At 63.6% G+C, this 18,569-nt stretch carries 19 protein-coding genes and 1 pseudogene; 10 read left to right on the forward strand and 10 right to left on the reverse strand.

The window, feature by feature from the left end; all coding sequences use genetic code 11:
- Positions 1-23 precede the first annotated feature (23 nt).
- Together FJW08_RS06975 and FJW08_RS06980 are read left to right on the forward strand one after the other, a co-directional pair.
- Positions 24-575, forward strand: coding sequence for a methylated-DNA--[protein]-cysteine S-methyltransferase (locus tag FJW08_RS06975; protein WP_140809885.1), 552 nt, complete (start codon positions 24-26; stop codon positions 573-575).
- Positions 572-1,315, forward strand: coding sequence for a 2OG-Fe(II) oxygenase (locus tag FJW08_RS06980; RefSeq protein WP_140809887.1), 744 nt, complete (start codon positions 572-574; stop codon positions 1,313-1,315). Before FJW08_RS06975 ends, FJW08_RS06980 begins: the two co-directional genes overlap by 4 nt.
- A 34-nt stretch (positions 1,316-1,349) precedes the next feature.
- Here the strand turns inward: FJW08_RS06980 and FJW08_RS06985 are convergent, their stop codons facing one another.
- From FJW08_RS06985 to FJW08_RS07010, 6 genes are all read right to left on the reverse strand, one after another.
- Positions 1,350-1,742, reverse strand: a complete 393-nt coding sequence (locus FJW08_RS06985; protein ID WP_140809889.1) for a hypothetical protein — start codon at positions 1,740-1,742, stop codon at positions 1,350-1,352.
- A 114-nt stretch (positions 1,743-1,856) separates the two neighbouring features.
- Positions 1,857-2,789 (reverse strand): sigma-70 family RNA polymerase sigma factor, encoded by a 933-nt coding sequence (locus FJW08_RS06990; RefSeq protein WP_140809891.1) that lies wholly within the window; start codon positions 2,787-2,789, stop codon positions 1,857-1,859.
- On the reverse strand, positions 2,786-3,322 hold the full coding sequence (locus FJW08_RS06995; protein WP_246682247.1) for a dihydrofolate reductase family protein: 537 nt from the start codon (positions 3,320-3,322) through the stop codon (positions 2,786-2,788). Before FJW08_RS06995 ends, FJW08_RS06990 begins: the two co-directional genes overlap by 4 nt.
- Complete coding sequence (locus FJW08_RS07000) at positions 3,319-4,257, reverse strand: alpha/beta hydrolase (protein WP_140809893.1); 939 nt, start codon at positions 4,255-4,257, stop codon at positions 3,319-3,321. The genes FJW08_RS06995 and FJW08_RS07000 overlap by 4 nt, the downstream gene beginning before the upstream one ends.
- Positions 4,258-4,365: 108 nt before the next feature.
- A complete protein-coding gene (locus FJW08_RS07005; protein ID WP_140809895.1) occupies positions 4,366-5,244 on the reverse strand; it encodes an SDR family oxidoreductase in 879 nt (292 codons plus the stop codon).
- Between the two features lie 122 nt (positions 5,245-5,366).
- Positions 5,367-5,954, reverse strand: a complete 588-nt coding sequence (locus FJW08_RS07010) for a dihydrofolate reductase family protein (protein WP_140809897.1) — start codon at positions 5,952-5,954, stop codon at positions 5,367-5,369.
- A 109-nt stretch (positions 5,955-6,063) separates the two neighbouring features.
- Here FJW08_RS07010 and FJW08_RS07015 point away from each other — a divergent pair, with 109 nt between their 5' ends.
- From FJW08_RS07015 to FJW08_RS07025, 3 genes are all read left to right on the forward strand, one after another.
- A complete protein-coding gene (locus tag FJW08_RS07015; RefSeq protein WP_140809899.1) occupies positions 6,064-6,480 on the forward strand; it encodes a helix-turn-helix domain-containing protein in 417 nt (138 codons plus the stop codon).
- Positions 6,481-6,592: 112 nt separating this feature from the next.
- Entirely contained in the window at positions 6,593-7,840 is a 1,248-nt protein-coding gene (dinB, locus tag FJW08_RS07020) for a DNA polymerase IV (protein WP_140809901.1), read from the forward strand.
- 398 nt (positions 7,841-8,238) lie between these two features.
- Positions 8,239-8,622, forward strand: coding sequence for a YkvA family protein (locus tag FJW08_RS07025; RefSeq protein ID WP_140809902.1), 384 nt, complete (start codon positions 8,239-8,241; stop codon positions 8,620-8,622).
- Between the two features lie 62 nt (positions 8,623-8,684).
- Here the strand turns inward: FJW08_RS07025 and FJW08_RS07030 are convergent, their stop codons facing one another.
- Positions 8,685-9,218, reverse strand: coding sequence for a sterol desaturase family protein (locus FJW08_RS07030; RefSeq protein ID WP_140762221.1), 534 nt, complete (start codon positions 9,216-9,218; stop codon positions 8,685-8,687).
- A gap of 182 nt (positions 9,219-9,400) precedes the next feature.
- On the opposite strand from FJW08_RS07030, the gene FJW08_RS07035 reads away from it, so the two are divergent.
- From FJW08_RS07035 to FJW08_RS07045, 3 genes are all read left to right on the forward strand, one after another.
- Positions 9,401-9,865 carry an NUDIX domain-containing protein gene (locus tag FJW08_RS07035; protein WP_140809903.1) on the forward strand — a complete coding sequence of 155 codons (465 nt, stop codon included), beginning with the start codon at positions 9,401-9,403 and terminating at the stop codon, positions 9,863-9,865.
- 392 nt (positions 9,866-10,257) lie between these two features.
- Positions 10,258-11,106, forward strand: a complete 849-nt coding sequence (locus tag FJW08_RS07040; protein WP_246682249.1) for a class I SAM-dependent methyltransferase — start codon at positions 10,258-10,260, stop codon at positions 11,104-11,106.
- 184 nt (positions 11,107-11,290) lie between these two features.
- A complete protein-coding gene (locus tag FJW08_RS07045; RefSeq protein ID WP_181182865.1) occupies positions 11,291-13,915 on the forward strand; it encodes an EAL domain-containing protein in 2,625 nt (874 codons plus the stop codon).
- 134 nt (positions 13,916-14,049) lie between these two features.
- Here the strand turns inward: FJW08_RS07045 and FJW08_RS07050 are convergent, their stop codons facing one another.
- Entirely contained in the window at positions 14,050-15,009 is a 960-nt protein-coding gene (locus FJW08_RS07050) for a Gfo/Idh/MocA family oxidoreductase (protein ID WP_246682250.1), read from the reverse strand.
- A gap of 13 nt (positions 15,010-15,022) precedes the next feature.
- Here FJW08_RS07050 and FJW08_RS07055 point away from each other — a divergent pair.
- Together FJW08_RS07055 and FJW08_RS07060 are read left to right on the forward strand one after the other, a co-directional pair.
- Positions 15,023-15,226: pseudogene (locus FJW08_RS07055) on the forward strand (ABC transporter permease); the annotation flags it as partial.
- A gap of 215 nt (positions 15,227-15,441) precedes the next feature.
- Positions 15,442-15,828: a hypothetical protein gene (locus FJW08_RS07060; RefSeq protein ID WP_140809905.1), complete on the forward strand. Its 387-nt coding sequence runs from the start codon at positions 15,442-15,444 to the stop codon at positions 15,826-15,828.
- A gap of 79 nt (positions 15,829-15,907) precedes the next feature.
- Here the strand turns inward: FJW08_RS07060 and FJW08_RS07065 are convergent, their stop codons facing one another.
- Both FJW08_RS07065 and FJW08_RS07070 read right to left on the reverse strand, forming a co-directional pair.
- Complete coding sequence (locus tag FJW08_RS07065) at positions 15,908-16,510, reverse strand: cupin domain-containing protein (RefSeq protein WP_140809906.1); 603 nt, start codon at positions 16,508-16,510, stop codon at positions 15,908-15,910.
- Positions 16,511-16,789: 279 nt separating this feature from the next.
- The gene (locus FJW08_RS07070; protein ID WP_140809907.1) at positions 16,790-18,292 is read right to left on the reverse strand and encodes an ATP-binding protein; all 1,503 of its coding nucleotides are present in this window, start codon (positions 18,290-18,292) and stop codon (positions 16,790-16,792) included.
- Positions 18,293-18,569 lie beyond the last annotated feature (277 nt).

Genomic DNA, 18,569 nt, shown 5'->3' on the forward strand with positions numbered 1-18,569 from the left:
AGGCACAACAAGGAGTGAAGGCAATGAACCACATGCAAGCCCATATGCCGGCGACAGCCGCCAGCGCCGCCCTCAACACCATCACCTATGCCGTCGGCCAATCCGCCCTTGGAGCCATCCTCGTGGCGCGCAGCCCCATCGGCGTCTGCGCCATCCTGATCGGCTCCGACGCCAATGCGCTGGAACAGGACCTCGCCGACCGCTTGCCCGGCAGGGTGCTGCTCGAAGACGAGGCCGGCTTGCGCGACGATCTCACGGCGATAGCGCGCTTCATCGAAACGCCCGGCGCCGGTCTCGACCTGCCGCTCGACATGCGCCACGGCACGCCCTTCCAGCAGCGCGTATGGGCGGTGCTGCGCACCATCCCGTGCGGCGCCACGGTCACCTACACCGCCCTTGCCCGGCGCCTCGGCATGCCGGACGGCGCCCGCGCCGTGGCGACGGCCTGTGCCGCCAACGCCATCGCGCTCGGCATTCCCTGCCACCGCGTATTGCGCGCCGACGGCTCGCTGTCCGGCTACCGCTGGGGGATCGAACGCAAGCGCGCCTTGCTGGAAAGGGAGGCTGCGATATGAACGCCGACGCCACGGTTGCCGCATCGCTGGTCGAAGCCGCCGAGACACGCATCGCCGCCTATGACTGGCCGGCGCTCACCGCCGAGCTCGACGGCTTCGGCTGCGCGGTGATGGAAAAGCTGCTCTCACCGCAAGAGTGCCGGCAGGTCGCTGGCCTCTACCCCCAGGAGCAGCATTTCCGCAGCCACGTCCACATGGCCAGGCACGGCTTCGGCAAGGGCGAATACCGTTATTTCCGCTATCCCTTGCCCGACCTCATCGGCGGCCTGCGCGGCGCGCTGTATCCGAGGCTTGCCGAGGTCGCCAACCGGTGGAACGAGCGCATGGGGATCGCCATGCGCTACCCCGGCACGCATGCCGCGTTTCTCGAACAATGCCATGCCGCAGGCCAGGCCAGGCCGACGCCGCTCTTGCTGCAATATGTGCCTGGCGACTTCAACTGCCTGCACCAGGACCTCTACGGCGACCTCGCCTTCCCGCTGCAGGTGGCGATCCTGCTTTCAGAGCCCGGCGAGGATTTCACCGGCGGCGAATTCGCGCTGACCGAACAGCGGCCGCGCATGCAGAGCCGGGTCGAAGTGGTGCCCTTGCGCCAGGGCGATGCGGTGGCTTTCGCCGTCCACAACCGGCCGGTGCAGGGAACCAAAGGCAATTATCGCGTCAATCTGCGCCACGGCGTCAGCCGCCTGCGCTCAGGCAAGCGCCATACCGTCGGCATCATCTTTCATGATGCGAAGTGAGGTGCGAGCAGGAGTCCCCGCCGGCCTCGGCGGGTCATTTCGCTGGAGCGCAATTGCCGACATCCCGCGTGTTGGGCTTGCCAGCCTTCAAATCCGAAAGCTGGGGTATGGCATCGTCATGTCCCCCGGCATGGCTTTCGTAGACCTTGCGATTCAGTGGGACCTGCGCGCCTGCGGAGGTAAACCCAATCATCTTGGTGCTGCCCACATAGGCCATCCCCACGTGCATTTTGCAGAAGAACTTCTTCTCGCCACTGGAAACGAACCAGCCCAGACTACCCGAGGCACCTCGCGTCAGCTTGCTGGTCTTGAAGCCCTTGCTTTGCAGGTTGGAGTAAGATTCGGCGTTGGACGGAAAAACCGACCCCAGAAGAAACAAAGCCGCTGAAGCAGCCCCCATCCAATACGGCAATCTCCCGATGGCCATGCGCGCCGCTCCCTGTTTAGTCCGCGTCTATCCTGCTCCGAATACGGCCACGTTGCGCCTTTGGTGTCAAACCTCACATGGATGTTTTCGGAAGGTCTTCGACGCCCAGCTTCCTTATCCGTCGGCAGCCACCATCTCCAGGATCCAGGGACAGGCATAATAGTCGGCAATGCTCTTGACGACGCCGCCATCGGCATGGATCCGCACCAGATACGCCGGCCGCCAGACATCGCCATATTGCCTGTCGACGACCAGCACGATCTCCTCTTCGAACACGCCTGGCCGCATGCGCCAGGGCAGCTCGCCGCGCTCATATTCCACGAAGTAGGGCGAGGCCGAGAGCAGGCCGCTGTAGCAGTCCGAAACCTGCAGCCGCGCATCGGCGCTGGTCAGTGCCCGCACCCCGTCCCAGTCCCTGGCATTGAAGAGCGAGACATAGCGATCGAGCAGCCGCTCCAGTTCAGGATCATGCGGCGGCGGCGCGACCGGTTGCGCGGGCAAGGCGGCGAGCTTGGCGCGACCGCGAGTGAGCGCCGACTTGACGCCGCCTGGTGTCGAACCGACCAAATCGGCGATCTCCTCAAGCGAATGGTCGAAGACGTCCTTGAGCAGCACGCAGGCGCGCTCCTTCGGTGGCAGATGCACGACCAGGCGCTCGATGGCGCGGCCGGCGCCCGGACCGGCCGGCTCCACCGGCAGCACGATGTCGTCGCCGGCATAGAAGGCTTCGGCCGCCTGCCGCGTGCGGCGGTTGCGTATGAAATCGATGCACCTGTTATGCGCGATGCGAAACAGCCACGGCCGCAGCGCCTGCGCATCGTCGAGCAGCTCGATCTTGCGATAGGCCTCGAACAGCGCTTCCTGCATGATGTCCTCGCCATCCAGCGCCGAGCCGGTCATGCGCGCGCAATAGCGATGCAGCCTGGCGCGCAGATGCGAAACCGTCTCCAGGAACGCGGCGTAGCGCAGGTCGAACACACGGTCGGGCTCAGGCCAGGCCCGCATGCCTTGTGTCGTGTCGGGGGATTTGCGTATCTGCTGGTTCATCGCGGCACATAGGTCAGGGTCACCACGCCATTGGCAAAACGCTGCGTGCCGACCAGTTCGAGATCGATCGGCCCGACATCGTCGAAGGCGCGCTTGCCGTGCCCGACCCATGTCGGCACGATCGATAGATGATACTCGTCCACCAGCCCTGCGGAAAGCAAGGTGCGGTCGAGTTGCGACACGCCATATTTCAGGATGTCGCCGCCCGGCTGGCGCTTCAGTGCCGCGAGCGCCTCGGCGACGTTGCTCTCTATGAGCGAGGCATTCCACGTCACCGTCTCCAGCGTCGTCGAGGCGACCAGCTTCTTCAGGCCGTTGATGCGGTCCATGTACGGCCCCTTGATCTCGGGCCAGCGCGCGAAGAACATCTCGTAGGTGACGCGGCCAAGCAGGAAGAACTCGACGTTCGAAAGCGCCTGCAAGGCATGGTCCACATTCTCTCCGACGAAGAAAGGCGAGGCCCAGGTCATCGGCCCCTCGATGACGCCATCCAGCGAGACGAAACTCGACACGATCAGCCGCCGCACGCTCACGCCGCCTTTTCGCTGGTCTTTTCACCGGCAGCCGGCAGTCCCATTCTCGGCCGTACCCAGGCGGCGAAGCGGGCAATGGCATCGTCGGCCTCCGGCGCCCGCCCCGCCATCATCTGGAAGGAATGCAGCATGCCGTCAAAGACATCGAGCCGCGTCTCGACGCCCGCCTGCCTCGCCCGCTCGGCGAACATGAGGCTTTCGTCGACCAGCGTCTCATCGGCTCCAGCCTGCAGGAAGACGGGTGGAAAACCGGAGAGATCGGCGTAAAGCGGGCTGACCTCGGGATCGCGCCGATCGGCATTGCCGATGAAATTGGCCGCCAGCCAGTCGACGGCTTCCTTGGCAAAGGCCGGATCCTTTTCACGGTTGGTCTCGTAGCTGGCAGCGGTCATCGCCATGTCGAACCAGCCGGAGATGATCAGCGCGGCGACCGGCAGCGGCCGTCCCTGCGCACGCAGCCGCTGCAGGACGCCATAGGTCAGCACCGCGCCGCAGGAGTCGCCGGCGATCACGACACGTCCGGGGTCGAAGCCCTGGTCGGCGAGCCAGTTCCAGGCCGACATCGCCGCCTTGAGCTGGGCCGGGTGCTTGGCCTGATGCGCCAGCGGATAGTCGTAGAGCAGCGCCTGGCAGCCCACGGCCTTGGCGAGATGGCCGACCATCTTGCGGTGGGTGTAGATCGAGCCGCCGATGAAGCCGCCGCCATGCGCATAAAGCAGCACCCGCTGCTCGTCGGCGCCTTTGGGCACGACCCACATCGCCGCCACGCCGCCGGCATCGACCTCGATATAGTCGACGCCGCGCGGCTCGCCGGTCAGCGCCGTCCAGTGGATATCGTTGTGGTCGATGATCGCCTGCGGGCTGGTCAGCTTGCCCGCATTGGCCGCGATCGCGGCGTAATGGTTCCTATTTGCCTCGCTCTCGATGCTCGCCATGATATTCTCCCGGGATTGCGGGTCGCGGAAGGCGCGACCTTCGGAAGGCAGAGACGTACGGGCAGGCAAAAAGGATACGTGGCGGTGGGCGCTTTTTTGCGGACGCGCTCAGCCTCCGCCAAATATGGCAGCATGCCGCCGGGCGAATTCGACGAACGGCGTCGGCCGCACGCCGAACATCTCATGCGTCGCCAGATGCACGCGCGATTTCGGCCGCCGCAGCCGCTCGGCCAGTTGCTCGTCCAGCGCATCGGCGAAGGTGAGAGAAATGCCGCTGGCCAGCAGATTGCGCCGGCGCTCCCGCGGGCTGATATCGACATAGCGGACCGGCTTGCCGATCGCCTGCGAAATCCGCGCCGCGATGTCGCTCATGGTCAGCGCCTCAGGTCCGGTCATGTCAAGGCTCTCGCCTTCGTGGCCACTGTCGCGCAGCAGACGGACGGCGACCTTGGCGATGTCCTCGACATCAACCGGCGACAGCTCGGTGTCACCAAGCGCCAGATGGAAGGCGCCTTCGGCTGCAATGGTCGGCGCGTCGCGCAAATAGACCTGCATGAACTGGCTGGGGCGAAGGTGGGTCCACGCCATTCCGGCGGCTTCGAGATAGCGCTCGATGTCCTCATGCATGCGCGTGAAGCGGAACTTCGTCGCGTCATAGCCGATGTTGGATTCGGCACCGGAAAACTTCACCACATGCGCGACGCCGGCCTGCCTGCAAGCGTCGATGAAACGGCACTGCGTCTCGACCATGTCTTGCGCCGCGGTCGAAATCATCAGCACGCGATCGATGCCGTCGAGTGCCGCGCCAAGCGTCTCCGCCCGGTTCATATCGCCCTCGACCAGTTCGACGCCGGCCAGTCCGCCGAGCCCTGCCGCGGATGCCCGGTCCAGATCGCGAACCAGCGCCCTCACTTGATGCTTCTGCCGCGCGAACTCGCGCATGATTGCCTTGCCGTTCAGGCCGGTGGCGCCTGTCACCAGGATCATGGTCTGTCTCTCCATTCAGCGTTGATGCGGCCGCCCTTCCAGCGACCGCACCTTGAAGACGAAGAGAAGCGGGCAAAGGATTCCAGCCAAACGGCTTTTATCGGCGCGAGGCTATGCGCCGATCAGCCCGCCGGCGCATAGCGGCTGACCACCATGCCGCAGGCATAGGCCTTCGAACCGAGCAGCCGCAGGTTTCGGAACCCGCCCTGGTCAAAGATGCGGCGGCCCGCGCCCAGCACGGCAGGATTGACGAACAGCTGCAACTCGTCGACCAGCCCTGCCGCGATCAGCGCCGAGGCGAAGCCGGCGCCGCCGAAGACGGCCATGTCGCCGCCCTCGCCCGCCTTCAATGCGTTGACCTCGCGCGACAGGTCGCCGCTTACCACCGTCGTACGCTCCCATCGCGAGGCCTCGAGCCTGTCGCTCGGCACCACCTTGCGCGCCTCGACGACACGCCGGGCGAAGGCATAGAACGGATCGGCCGGATATTTCCTCGCCGCATTGCCCCAATGGGTGAGATAGCCCTCCTCGGCCATCTTGCGGCTGAGCAGGATGGTGTCGATGCCGGCGAACACGGCGTTGAAATCCTGTTTCAGTTCAGCGTCCCAGCCATTGTCGTCGCCCCATTCCCAGAGTTGCCACGGGTGGTCAGCATCGGCGCCGACGAAACCGTCGACCGACATCTGCATCTGCAGGATGAGCTTCTTCATCAGGTTGTCCTCGTCAGGTTTGGCCGGAAACGATTTACTTTCGGAACCATTTGACCCGCGGGAAAAATGATGTCAATAGTAAAATGATTTAAAAATGGAACCATAGGGAATGTCGACGCGCGAAAGATCCGGTTGCCCGATCAACCTGTCGCTGGAACTGCTCGGCGACCGCTGGACGCTGCTCATCATCCGCGACCTGATCTTCGCCGGCAAAAGGCATTTTCGCGAGTTCCTGCAATCCGATGAAGGCATCTCCTCGCGCACATTGGCCGAGCGGCTGCAGACACTGCAGGATGAAGGCATCATCACCCGCAGCGGCGACCCGAGCCACGGGTTGAAGGCAATCTACCGGCTGACCGAGGCCGGCATCGACCTCTTGCCGGTGCTGGCCACGCTCGGCGCCTGGGGCAGCAGGCACCGCAAGGCCGACGGTCAACTTGCCCGCATCGCCAACGAACTGGCGGCCGGCGGCGAGCCGGCGCTGGAACGGATGAAGGTGGCGCTGCGGGCGGAGCATATCGTCTAGGCTCCTCCTCGCCTGTGGACAAGGACGAGCCTCGGTGCTTCGCGTTGACAACGATCCGCATTTGTTCTCTATATGTTCTTATCTATCAGCAATCGCGGATGAGCGGAACAGGATGGAAACGACGGCCACCATCCTGCATGCCGATCTCGACGCCTTCTATGCCTCGGTCGAGCAGTTGCTCGACCCGACATTGCGCGGCAAGCCGATCGCGGTTGGCGGCGGCGTGGTGCTCGCTGCCTCTTATGAGGCCCGTGCCTTCGGCGTGCGCGGCAGCATGCCGGGGCGCAAGGCGCGCGAACTTTGCCCGCGATTGATCTTCGTCGGCGGCAATTTCAGCCACTACCAGCGGCTGGGCGACGCGGCGATCAAGGTGCTCGACGATTTCACGCCGGTAGTCGAGCGCATCTCCATCGACGAGGCCTTTGCCGATGTCGCCGGCTGCACTCATCTGTTCGGCTCCCCCCGGGAGATCGCGACGGCGATCCGCCGCCGTGTGCGGGCAGAACTCGGTCTGCCGATCTCGATCGGCGTGGCGCGCACCAAGCATCTGGCCAAGATCGCCTCGCAGGTCGCCAAGCCCGACGGGCTGGTGGTGGTCGACCCCGGTACCGAGCTTGCCTTCCTGCACGACTTGCCGGTCTCGCTGATGTGGGGCGTCGGGCCGGCGAACAGGGCGCGGCTGGCCGAGATCGGCGTCGAGACCATCGGCGAACTGGCCCGGACGCACAGCGGCGCGCTGACGCGGCTGCTTGGGCCCGCAGCCGGCGAAAAGCTCGCGGCCCTGTCGTGGAACCGCGATCCGCGCAAGCTGGAAACGCAGCGACGGGCGCATTCGGCCGGCGCGCAATCGGCGCTCGGGCAAAAACCGGCCGTGGCGCGGGTGATCGTGCCGACACTGCTGCATCTGGCCGACCGCGTCGCCAGCCGGCTGCGCGCCAGGAACCGCCCCGGCCGCACGGTGACGGTGCGCGTGCGCTTTGCCGATCTCAGCGCCGTTACGCGCTCGATCACGCTGGAGCAGCCGATCTCGGCGACCATCATGCTGGCCGAGATCGCGGGGGATTTGGTGCGCGGCGTGCTCGTCGATCATCCACGGGAGAAGACGATCTCGCTGCTGGCGATCTCGGTCTCGCACCTGGAGGAGAGCGTCGAACTGCAGCTTGACCTGCCGCTCGGCCTTGCCGACGAGAAGCGCCGCCCGGGCAGCCAAAAAGGGCTCGCCCGTTTCGGCGCCGACCGCGCCATCGACAAGATCCGCGAGCGCTTCGGCAAGCAGGCGGTCGGCTACGGCACGGTGGCGCTGGAGGCGGCGCGCTCGGTGCCCGATGAATTCAGGGAGTTGGCGGAAAAGGAACTGTGAGCGGAGGAGCCTCAGCCCCTCGCCGCTACTTTCCGGTTCAACGTCCGGAGCTAACCGGCGCGGCGGTCACGGCGGACAGCAATTCGCGCTTCACCAGCACCGGCTTTTGATAGATTTTCTTCACGGCAATTCCCCAAGCCCGAGCGGCTGGTGCAGTAACATCCAGCAGGCATGGCTTGTCAAGAACGCGAAATTGGGTAGCAGGTCAGTTTGCAGATCGCGGACATCGTTGCAATGATCGAAGCTATGCATGTCGCCCGGAAGTGTTTTCGGTTCCGGGACAACGACATGCATAAAATCAGAAGCTTACAGCAGATCGGGCGAATCCTATCCGCCGCGACATGCTGTAAGGAGCGGAGACGCTGATCGTTAGCGGGTCTTATAAGGAGAGTTGCCGCGTGACTGTCCTTGACAAGGCAAAGCAGTGGGCGAGGGCCATCAAGCGCGATGTGGTGGCCTTGTGGCTGGCCGCCCGCGACCCTCGCGTTCCCTGGTACGCCAAAGTTGCCGCCGGCGCAGTCGCCGCCTACGCGCTCAGTCCTATCGATCTGATACCCGATTTCATTCCCATACTTGGATATTTGGACGATCTGATCATCGTACCACTCGGCATCCTGCTTGCGGTGAAGTTGATCCCCGCCGATCTGATGGCGGAGTTTCGCGCGGAGGCCATTCGCCGATCCAAACCGACCAGCCGCGGCGGTCTCGCATTCATCGTCGGAATCTGGGTTCTGACGGCCGCCGCGCTCATCTGGTTATTCTGGCCAGGGCGCTCGGCCTAGATTTTATCGCTCGACTGCCCGCGGACCGCAAATGATGTTGGTGGCCGGTCGAAAGCCCCACGTCAAAGCCGCGCGGTGCCGAAAACCCGATCCCAGAATATCGACGTCACGCCGAAATTGGCGTTGTCGTCGAGATGGTGGTGCACCGCGTGGCGGCGCTTGAGCGTATAGAGATAGCTCGGATGGGTCGGATGCCAGTGATGGATCATGTGGTGGACGCTGACGTACCAGAGATAGCCCAGCATCAACCCGCAGCTCACCGCGCTGGCGGTCGCGAAATCCGACACCATCCAGACAGGCAGGAACGCCACCAGCGCATGCACGCCCAGGCTGAGCCAGGTGGGCGTGCCCACCGGACTGCGCTCCTCGACATGGTGACGGTCATGCAGGTCCCGGATCCAGGGGACGTGGTGCAGCACGAACCGGTGCAGGACGTATTCGATCAGCGTCCACAGGCCAAGGCACATCAGCGCCGTGCCGATCCAGTCCGGCGCGCTTTCCTCTCCGGCCTCGATCAACCCGGCCACGCCCAATATGGCAATCACCAGGGGATAGACCACGAAGTCGCTGTAGTAGCCGATCAGACCCAGCTGCATTCGGACGCCTCACCTGACTTTCGACGCCGCCCCAAAAACGATGCTATCAGATTGCCGGACTCGCGCATGAGGTGCAATGCAGATGCGACTGACATAGCGTCGCAATTTCCCGGTGCAAGGGCGGAAATGATCGACGCGGGATCGGCCGGCTTCGCACCTCTGCCGCAAACGGACATGCAAACATGGCAAAACGCAGCGCGGGCCTGCTGATCCATCGCCGTAGCGGGGGTGACATCCAGGTGCTGCTGGTGCATCCCGGCGGCCCGTTCTGGGCGAAGAAGGACGATGGCGCCTGGTCGATCCCGAAGGGCCTTGTCGACGAGGGTGAGGACCAACTGGCGGCGGCACGACGCGAGACCGAGGAAGAGCTCGGCGTGAAGGTCGAAGGCCCCTTCGCGCGCCTTGGCGACTACCGGCAACCGGGCGGCAAGACCGTCACCGCATGGTCCGTCGAGGCCGACATCGATGTGGCCGCCATCAGGAGCAACATTTTCACCATGGAATGGCCGCCGCGATCCGGAAGGATGAAGGAATTCCCGGAGGTCGACAGAGCCGGCTGGTTCACATTGGCTGAAGCCGAGGTGAAGATGCTTGCGGGGCAACGCCCGATGGTGGTGGATTTGGCGGAACGGCTGGGGGCGGCATGATGCGGTCGCGATAAAGCTGCCAACCACCCCTACAGCATGTCGCGGCGAATATGATTCGCCCGACCTGCTGTAAGCTTCTGATTTTATGCATGTCGTTATCCCGAAACCGAGGACACTTCCGGGCGACATGCATTAGGAGCGGGGAGATTGGCTGTCGTTCCTCAAACTTCGTCGTCGTCCACGCCGCATCCCAGTGCGCCATCGGCATGCGCGATACGTACCGGCGTAAGTGGCGCCGGGCACCGCATCTGCGATGACCGCGCCAGTTACCCCTGCCAGTTGCGACACATCGCAAGGCCCTGGGATTGACGTGCACGCCCGCTCGCTGCAATCTACGTTAACCAGCTGTTTACCATGCCGCGGCTGAGATTGGGGGACAGTTGGAACCGTTCATGGACACGAACCTCCTGAATTGGGACGATCGGGCCGAACTGCACGCGACCGACAGAACCGGCAGCTATCGTATCGAGAACGTGCTGGCTGGTGGATCCAATCTCTATGAGCTGGAAACGCGCGAGATCGGTGACTTATTCGGCAAGGACATCGTCCATCTGCAGTGCCACATCGGGATCGACACGATCAGCCTCAGGAATCTCGGCGCGGGCAGTGTGACCGGCCTGGACTTTTCACCAAGGGCGATCGCCGCGGCGCGAGTTTTCGCCTCCAAGGCGGGCAGCGACGTTCGCTTCGTCGAAGCGCCGCTGTACGAGGCTGTCGAAGCGCTCGACCGGACTTATGACATCGTCTACGTTACCTGGGGATCGGTGAACTGGCTTGACGATGTCGTCCGTTGGGCCCGGGTGGTTGCCGATCTTCTGCGGCCCGGCGGCCGGCTCTATATGGCCGAGGGCCATCCCTTGATGTTCCAGTGCAATCGCAAGGCTGCTGCGCTCGAATTGAAGGACGATTGGCGAACGCCGGTAGCGCGACCTCTCGTCTGGAACGAAGAGCTGACCTACACCGGCGATGAGCGCACCTTGAAGCATCCTCGCTACTATGAATGGATTCATCCGATCAGCGACGTGGTGAACGCCTTGATCGCTGCGGGCCTGACGCTTGATTTCCTCAATGAGCACGACACAGTTTCCTGGCAGCACTTTTCATTCGCGGTAAGGGCCGGCAAGGATATGTACGGCCTGCCGGAAAACGCCCCCAAGATTCCAATGGCCTATTCAATCGGGGCAACCAAGCGCGGCGTCGGAACGTATCGGATCGCCCAGAAGAAAGTCGATAGCCACTAGTTTCGCCATGTGGCGAAATCTGGTGCGGTCCGCGCGCGGTGTCCGAAGGCGCAAAAATTTTAAGGACTGTGAAGGCTAAAATTAAGTTATAGCGAACTAATATTCCCTTGATGAGGCTTCAAAGAGCCTGACTAACACAGGGAATCTTGTTTTATTGGCTGTTTTCGCCGACATGTCCGGCCGCATGAAGGGGGCCGTCTTTTCCCCGGCGAGGATTCCGGTGGCGATCGCGGTTGTGGTCATTGCCGTTTGCGCGGCGTTCGCTGACCATCAAAACAAAGTCGTTGCGGACCAGGCCGCCCGCGCGGATGTCCTCGCCGAAGTCAATGTCGTTCGCGCCAGGCTCGAAGGGAACATCAACGGCAACCTCCAGCTGGCGCGAGGACTGGTCGCGGCAGTCACAACCGAACCCTACATGGGGCAGCAACGTTTCGCTGAGCTTGCCAGCAGATTGTTCAACGAAGAGTCTCAACTTCGCAATATTGCCGGCGCGCCCGACCTGGTCATTTCCTTGATGTATCCGATGGCCGGCAACGAGAAAGCCATTGGTCTCGATTACCGCAAGAACGACCAGCAGCGTGCGGCTGCCTTGCGTGCGCGTGACGAGCGCAAGCTTGTTCTCGCGGGCCCGGTCGATCTGCAGCAGGGAGGACAAGGCTTCATCGGCCGGTTTCCGGTATTCGTAAAGAGTGCGGGAAATACCGACCGGTTCTGGGGAATCGTTTCCGCGGTCGTCGACGTGCAACGCCTCTACCAGGCGAGCGGACTGCTCGACAAGAATCTCGGGATTGAGGTCGCGCTCATCGGCGATGACTCCCCCGGAGCAAAGGGAGTCCGGTTCTTCGGTGACGAACGGGTCGTCAAAGGCGATCCGGTGACGGTCGACATTCTTGTCCCGTCAGGCTCCTGGCGGATCGCGGCGATTCCCAAGGGCGGTTGGCCCGCCACGCCCGCCAACGCCTGGCGGCTCCGGGCGATCATGGCGGCGGCAGCGGCACTGATTTTGTTTCCCTTCCTGGCGGCGGGCCGCCTGATCAATGAAAGGCAGCGAAACTACTGGGAACTAAATCGGCTGTCGCGACGGCTGGAACTTGCCCTGGAGGCCTCGGCCATTGGCGTTTGGGAACACGACCTCGAAACCAACCATCTTGCTTGGGACGACCGCGTCAACGAAATATATGGCAGGGAGGCTGATGGCGGACCGCGCGGATATACCGACTGGGCCGGGGCCATTCATCCCGACGATCTGCCTCAGGCGCTTACAGACTTCGACAATGCCGTGACCGGGCGAGGCACATATTCATCGGAATACCGGGTTGTTCGTCCAGACGGCGAAATTCGCCATGTCCGGTCCAGGGCGATCTTTTACGAGACCGCGAACAATTCGCCCCGAATGGTGGGGGCCGAATGGGACGTGACGTCAGATGTAATGCTGAACACCGATCTGGTTCGCGCAAAACAGCTGGCCGAGTCGAAAAATGCGGAACTCGAAGCTGCCAAGGCGCGCACAGAACATGTCGCCATGCACGATTCGCTGACGGATTTGCCCAATCGGCGCTACCTGGACCAGGTGCTGAATGATTACGCGGCAAAGGCCAGGCTGAACGGCGGCCATGCCGCACTGCTTCACGTCGATTTGGACCGCTTCAAGCACATCAACGATACGCTCGGCCACGCGGCGGGCGACGCGATGCTGGTGCATGCCGCATCCGTTCTCAAGTCCAACGTCGGCGATCGAGGTTTCGTCGCTCGGGTTGGAGGAGACGAATTCGTCGTGCTCTGCACGGTAGGCGGTGAAGATGCCCAGGCGGCCGCGCTTGCGGACCGCATTATCGAAGAGATGCGCAGGCCCGTTTATTACCACGGTCACCAGTGCCGTTTTGGCGTCAGCGTCGGAATTGCAATCGACGATGGTACGGGCGCCGAAACCAGACAGTTGCTGGTAAATGCCGATATCGCCCTTTACCGGGCAAAGAGACGTGGCCGCAACCGGTTTGAATTCTTCACTGGCGAGTTGCAAAGCGAAATCGTCAACACGAAGAGAATTGCCGACGAAATTCTCGCCGGCCTCGAACAAAATCAATTCATCGCGTTCTACCAGCCTCAATTTAGCGCCAGGACGCAGGAGATCGTGGGAGTTGAAGCGCTGGCTCGGTGGAACCACCCTGAGAAGGGTATTCTGACACCCGACGTTTTCCTGAAGACCGCCGAAGAACTGAACGTCGTCTCGATAATAGACCAGAAAATCCTCCAGCAATCGCTTTTGGATTTCGAAGCATGGTCCGCGCAGAAGATTGGCGTTCCGCGCGTGTCAGTCAACGTTTCGGCACGGCGCCTTCACGATGAGCAACTCATAGCGAGTTTGCGAGATCTCGACATCAGGAAGGGAACGTTTTCCTTTGAGCTCGTCGAATCCATCTTCCTCGACGACAACGATGACCTGGTCACGTGGAACCTCGAGCAGATCAAGCAACTCGGTATCGACATCGAGATCGACGATTTCGGCACCGGCTACGCCTCAATCGTCAGTCTGCTCAAATTGCAGCCTCGCCGCCTGAAGATAGACCGCCAGTTGGTGGATCCAATCGTGAATTCACCCCAGCAGAGGCAAGTCGTGTCTTCGATCATCGAAATCGGCAAATCCCTCGGCATCGAGATCGTAGCAGAGGGTGTCGAGACGATGGAGCACGCCCGTCTGCTTAAAGCGCTTGGCTGCGACATTCTGCAAGGCTACGCCTTCGCGCAGCCCTTGGATTCCGACGGGCTGAGCAGATTCGTTCGATCTCGTCGGTTGTCCGTCGCCGGCTGATTCCGTTCGAATTCCCAATGCATGTCGCCCGGAAGTGTCCTCGGCTCCGGGATAACGACATGCATAAAATCAGAAGCTTACAGCAGGTCGGGCGAATCCTATTCGCCGCGACATGCTGTAGGCTTGGCGTGACCTCACCTGAACAGGGCAGCCGTCCACGCTCCACCCGCCGCGTTCGACTCCACCGCCGCGGCGACGAACTTCACGCCGCGCGCGCCGTCGACCACGTCGGGCACCTGCGCCGCGCGGGCTGGATCGACCGCGCCTCCCGAGCGGTGGGCGCGGATGATGTCGGCGGCGTCGCGGTAGAAATTGGCGAAGGCCTCGATATAGCCTTCCGGATGTGCCGCCGGCATGCGCGACACGCGGCGGGCTTCAGCCGTCGAGCCATGGCCGCCGCGCACCAGCGTGCGGGTTTCCTCGCCATGGACGGAAAAGCGCAGTTCCTCCGGCCGCGCGCCCGACCATTCGAGCCCGGCTCTGTCGCCATAGATGCGCACGGAGAGATCGTTGTAGTGGCCGGGCGATGTCTGGCTGGCCAGGATCGTACCGCGCGCGCCATCGGTCCAGCGCACCAGCACATGCGCATTGTCATCGAGCCGGCGTCCGGGCACGGCGGTGAACAGGTCGGCCGAGACAGCCTCGGCCTCGCGGCCGGAAATGAAGCTTGCCAGGTTGAAGGCGTGCACGCCGATGTCGGCCAGCACCGCCGACTGCCCTGCCCTCGCCGGATCGGTGCGCCACTCCGCCTGCTTCTGGCCGTCGGCGTCGATCGGCTTGGTCAGCCAGTCCTGGATGTAGGCCCCATGCACCGACACGATCCGGCCGAGCTCGCCCGTCATCACCATTTCGCGCGCCTGGCGCACCATGGCGTAGCCGGTGTTGTTGAGCGTGACGACGAAGCGGCGCTTTTTCGCCTTCGCGAGCACCACCAGCGCTTTGGCGTCACCGAGCGTCGTCGACAGCGGCTTGTCGCAGATCACGTCGATGCCGGCTTCGAGGAAGGCGGTGGCGATCGGCGCGTGCAGATGGTTGGGCGTGACGATGACGACCGCCTCGATGCCATCCGGCCGCGCGGCTTCGCCCTTTGCCATGGCGCTAGTCGGCATAGCTGCCGCCGTCATCGGCGGCACCTCCATCTTCGGCGGCCGCGGCGGCTACACCGGCACCATCATCGGCGCCCTGATCCTCACCGTGCTGACGACGCTCTTGACCATCCTGCAGATGCCTGAGGGCGCGAGAAGGATCTTGTTCGGGCTGATCGTGCTGTTCGTGACGGCGGCGTATTTGCGGATCCTCGAGGAGCGGTAGAAGCATCTCGAAGTCCAGTGGTTACGACGAAGGATTTTGGGTTAAGCTGGCGCATTCCTGCCCTGCTAGAGAGGCACCCTTATGGTCGCACGTCCGCGTGGAGGATAAAGCAACGGATCTGTCGCAGGCGGTCTTGAGGACGACGATCTCGTCTTGCGTTTATTTATCAGGAGGCGGTGAGAGGTCTCACGCATCAGAAGACCGTTGTCGAGAACATGAACACCCGCGCCGGGAGTCTTATCTTTGCCACCGCATTCGCAAACTCGTTGCTGGGCGGCGCGGCCCTTTCCAACGAACTTGGGGTTTGGGACTGGACCGCGGTGACCCTGCTGTTCAGCATCGGCGGCCTGATCGTCTTCATGCTTTGGCCCTACCATCAGTACACATTCCGCTTCGATCCAGAAGAGCTGCTCCATCAGTATGTCGATGGCGACAAGCCGACGACAATGTCGGCCATGCACCGCGCGCTGGCCCTCCGCATCAAGGCGGACATGGCCAGCAACTGGCGGATTATCCAGCGGCTCCGGGTGGCGTTGCAGTTCGCGCTGCTCTTCCTGTTGCTCGATATCCTGGCTTGGCTTCTGGCGATCGCGGGCGTTTGAGAGCGTTCCACCGACGTGATGACTATTGCGTCGATCTGCTTGGGCGCCAATGAGCTTTGCTCTCCTGGGCTTCGGCGACTCAGTCTTTCTTCCACGCCGCCAGCAGCGGGCCTTTGCTTCCATAGACGGGGTCCTTGCCCGGACGACCTACCCTGGGGATCGTCACCACCGCCTTGGCGTGATCGGCGGCGGTCGTGCATTCGTCATAGGTGCCGGACGGCGGATAGGCGCCAACCACGAGAAAGTCGTCGGAGGCGAAGATGCGCTGGTGCCCGGTTCCGGCCGGAAGAACCGCGACATCGCCGGCCTTCAGCGCCAGCGTTCGTCCCTTCTTGCCGCCGAACCGGACTTTCGCCGTGCCGCGCGCCACGCCCAGCACTTCGTGGATGCGCGAATGGTAGTGGAGATAGTCGTAGATGCCGTTGCGCCAACTGTCCCCCCATCCGTTGGCCGAGAAAAGCTCCTCCATGACGGCGGCGGGATCGAACTCCTCCGGCAGCGTGACGGCACCGCGATAAACCATCAGCGGCCAGGACGGATGGTTGGGCACCAGCCCATCGTCCCCAAACCTGAACTCGTTCGATTTTCGTGGCCTGACAAGATCGGCCGCCTGTTGCCTGTCCGGTCTTGCGGCACCGGTCACCTGTTCGGCAGCGTTCTTGATGCTTTGCAGGATGCTCATGACGTCGCCTCGTCTCGGGGAACCCAATGCTGACTTAACCTGCGTGGCCGTCGCTTGGTTCCCCGCAGGCTCAGTGCCCGCGAAGCCGGAACCGATCGCCGCACATCAGACGGACCGGCTCATCATCCCATCGGAATGGCGGGCGGTCGACGGTGTCATCCAGTAAGGGTGGCGTTCTCGCACGGCTGGCCTTCACCGAAATCCGATAAGCGACCGCACCCGGCCGGTCTTGCAGGGTGCCCGCCTGATCAGCCCGAGGTTGAACGTTTCATGGCGCCCTCACAGCGCCAGACTTCCCTGCTCCGCCCCTTCGGCGTTGGGGTCGCCGGGCGCGGTTGCCCAGGCGAGTTCGACCAGCGTCACCGTGCGCCGGCCGGCGCCGTCGAGCTGGCAGACGATGAGGCCCTGCTCCTCGATATAGGTCAGCAGCCGCCGGGCGCGGCGCATGGAGTGCGAGCCATAGGCGCGGGCGATCGCGGCGTCGCTCGGGCACGGCCAGCCCTCCTTCGCCGCGCGCGCGATCATCATGAACACGCCCTGCATGTCCTCCGGCAGCAGCGAGGCGCGCACCGAAACATCCCGCCACGCATCATCCTCGGCCATGTCGGACCCCACCCCGGCGCGGGCGCGTGTTAGCATGCGCCGGAATTCCTGGAGATCTGGCACCACCGAAGCCAGCCCCTCGATGCGGCAGCGCACGACGAACTCCTGGTAGAGAACGCCGATGACGCGAAATCCCGCATCGGGCTCGACCAGGATGGCGCGCAGGATGCGGTCCATCCGCTCGCGCCGTTCGGCCAGATCCTCGGCGCTGATCGGCGGCTCGACCGGTTCGGGGCGGATGTCGCGCGGCGCCGATTTCGCCGCCATCAGTTGCTCCAGCAGGTCCGGCGACGCCACCCGGCGCGGCGCGCGCATCGTCTCCGGCGGCGGGGCGGCCAGGATGATGGCGCGGGCATCCTCGAGCGCCGCCTGCGGCAGCGGCATCAGCCTGGGCGTGCCGTTGCGCGGGCTGGTGTCGGTCGGGCCGATGCGAAGGCCGAGCGGGCGGCGCGACAGTGCCGGCCCCAGCGCCATGAACTGCCCGCGCTCCAGATCGCGAAAGGCCTCCGCCTGCCGCCGCTCCATGCCCAGGAGATCGGCGGCGCGCGCCATGTCGATATCGAGAAAGGTGCGGCCCATGAGGAAGTTGGAGGCTTCCGCCGCGACGTTCTTGGCGAGCTTGGCCAGCCGCTGCGTGGCGATGATGCCGGCGAGCCCCCGCTTGCGGCCACGGCACATCAGATTGGTCATGGCGCCGAGCGAGAGCTTGCGCGCCTCGTCCGACACCTCGCCGGCCACCGCCGGCGCGAACAGCTGCGCCTCGTCGACGACCACCAGCATCGGGTACCAGTGGTCGCGCGCGACCTCGAACAGCCCGCCGAGGAAGGCGGCGGCGCGCCGCATCTGGTTCTCGGCATCGAGCCCTTCGAGGTTGAGCACGGTCGAAACACGATGGATGCGCGCCCGCTCGCCGGCCGCCTGCAGGCCGCGCTCGGTATGCTCCTCGGCATCGATCACCAGATGGCCGTAGCGTTCGCCCAGCGAAACGAAGTCGCCTTCCGGGTCGATGATGGTCTGCTGCACCCAGGGCGCGCTCTGTTCGAGCAGCCGTCGCAAGAGATGTGACTTGCCGGAGCCCGAATTGCCCTGCACCAGAAGGCGGGTCGCCAGCAACTCCTCGAGATCGAGGTTCGCCGGGGTGCCCGCCGTCGTGTTTCCCATCTCGATCGCAACGGTCATGCCAGACTCATCAACTCCTTCGCAGACGGGCTTACCAACCCGATCGCGGCCCGTCGAGCGGCGCGGAGCCTGCGATTCGCGTTGCGCACAGCCGATAGAACGATGACGTGGCCACGATGGACGACCGGAAACCGGCGGGCCGCCTGCCGTTTACAGCCGCGGCCCTGTGGATAGTAACCACCTGTTCACCATGGGCCGGTGTTCCAATTGCGGACACCAGGCATCCGCCTAACCTGACCCTGCATCGCGCCCCAATGTGATGCACCCAACGCCCCCA

The sequence above is a fragment of the Mesorhizobium sp. B3-2-1 genome, assembly GCF_006439515.1.
GTDB lineage: Bacteria > Pseudomonadota > Alphaproteobacteria > Rhizobiales > Rhizobiaceae > Mesorhizobium.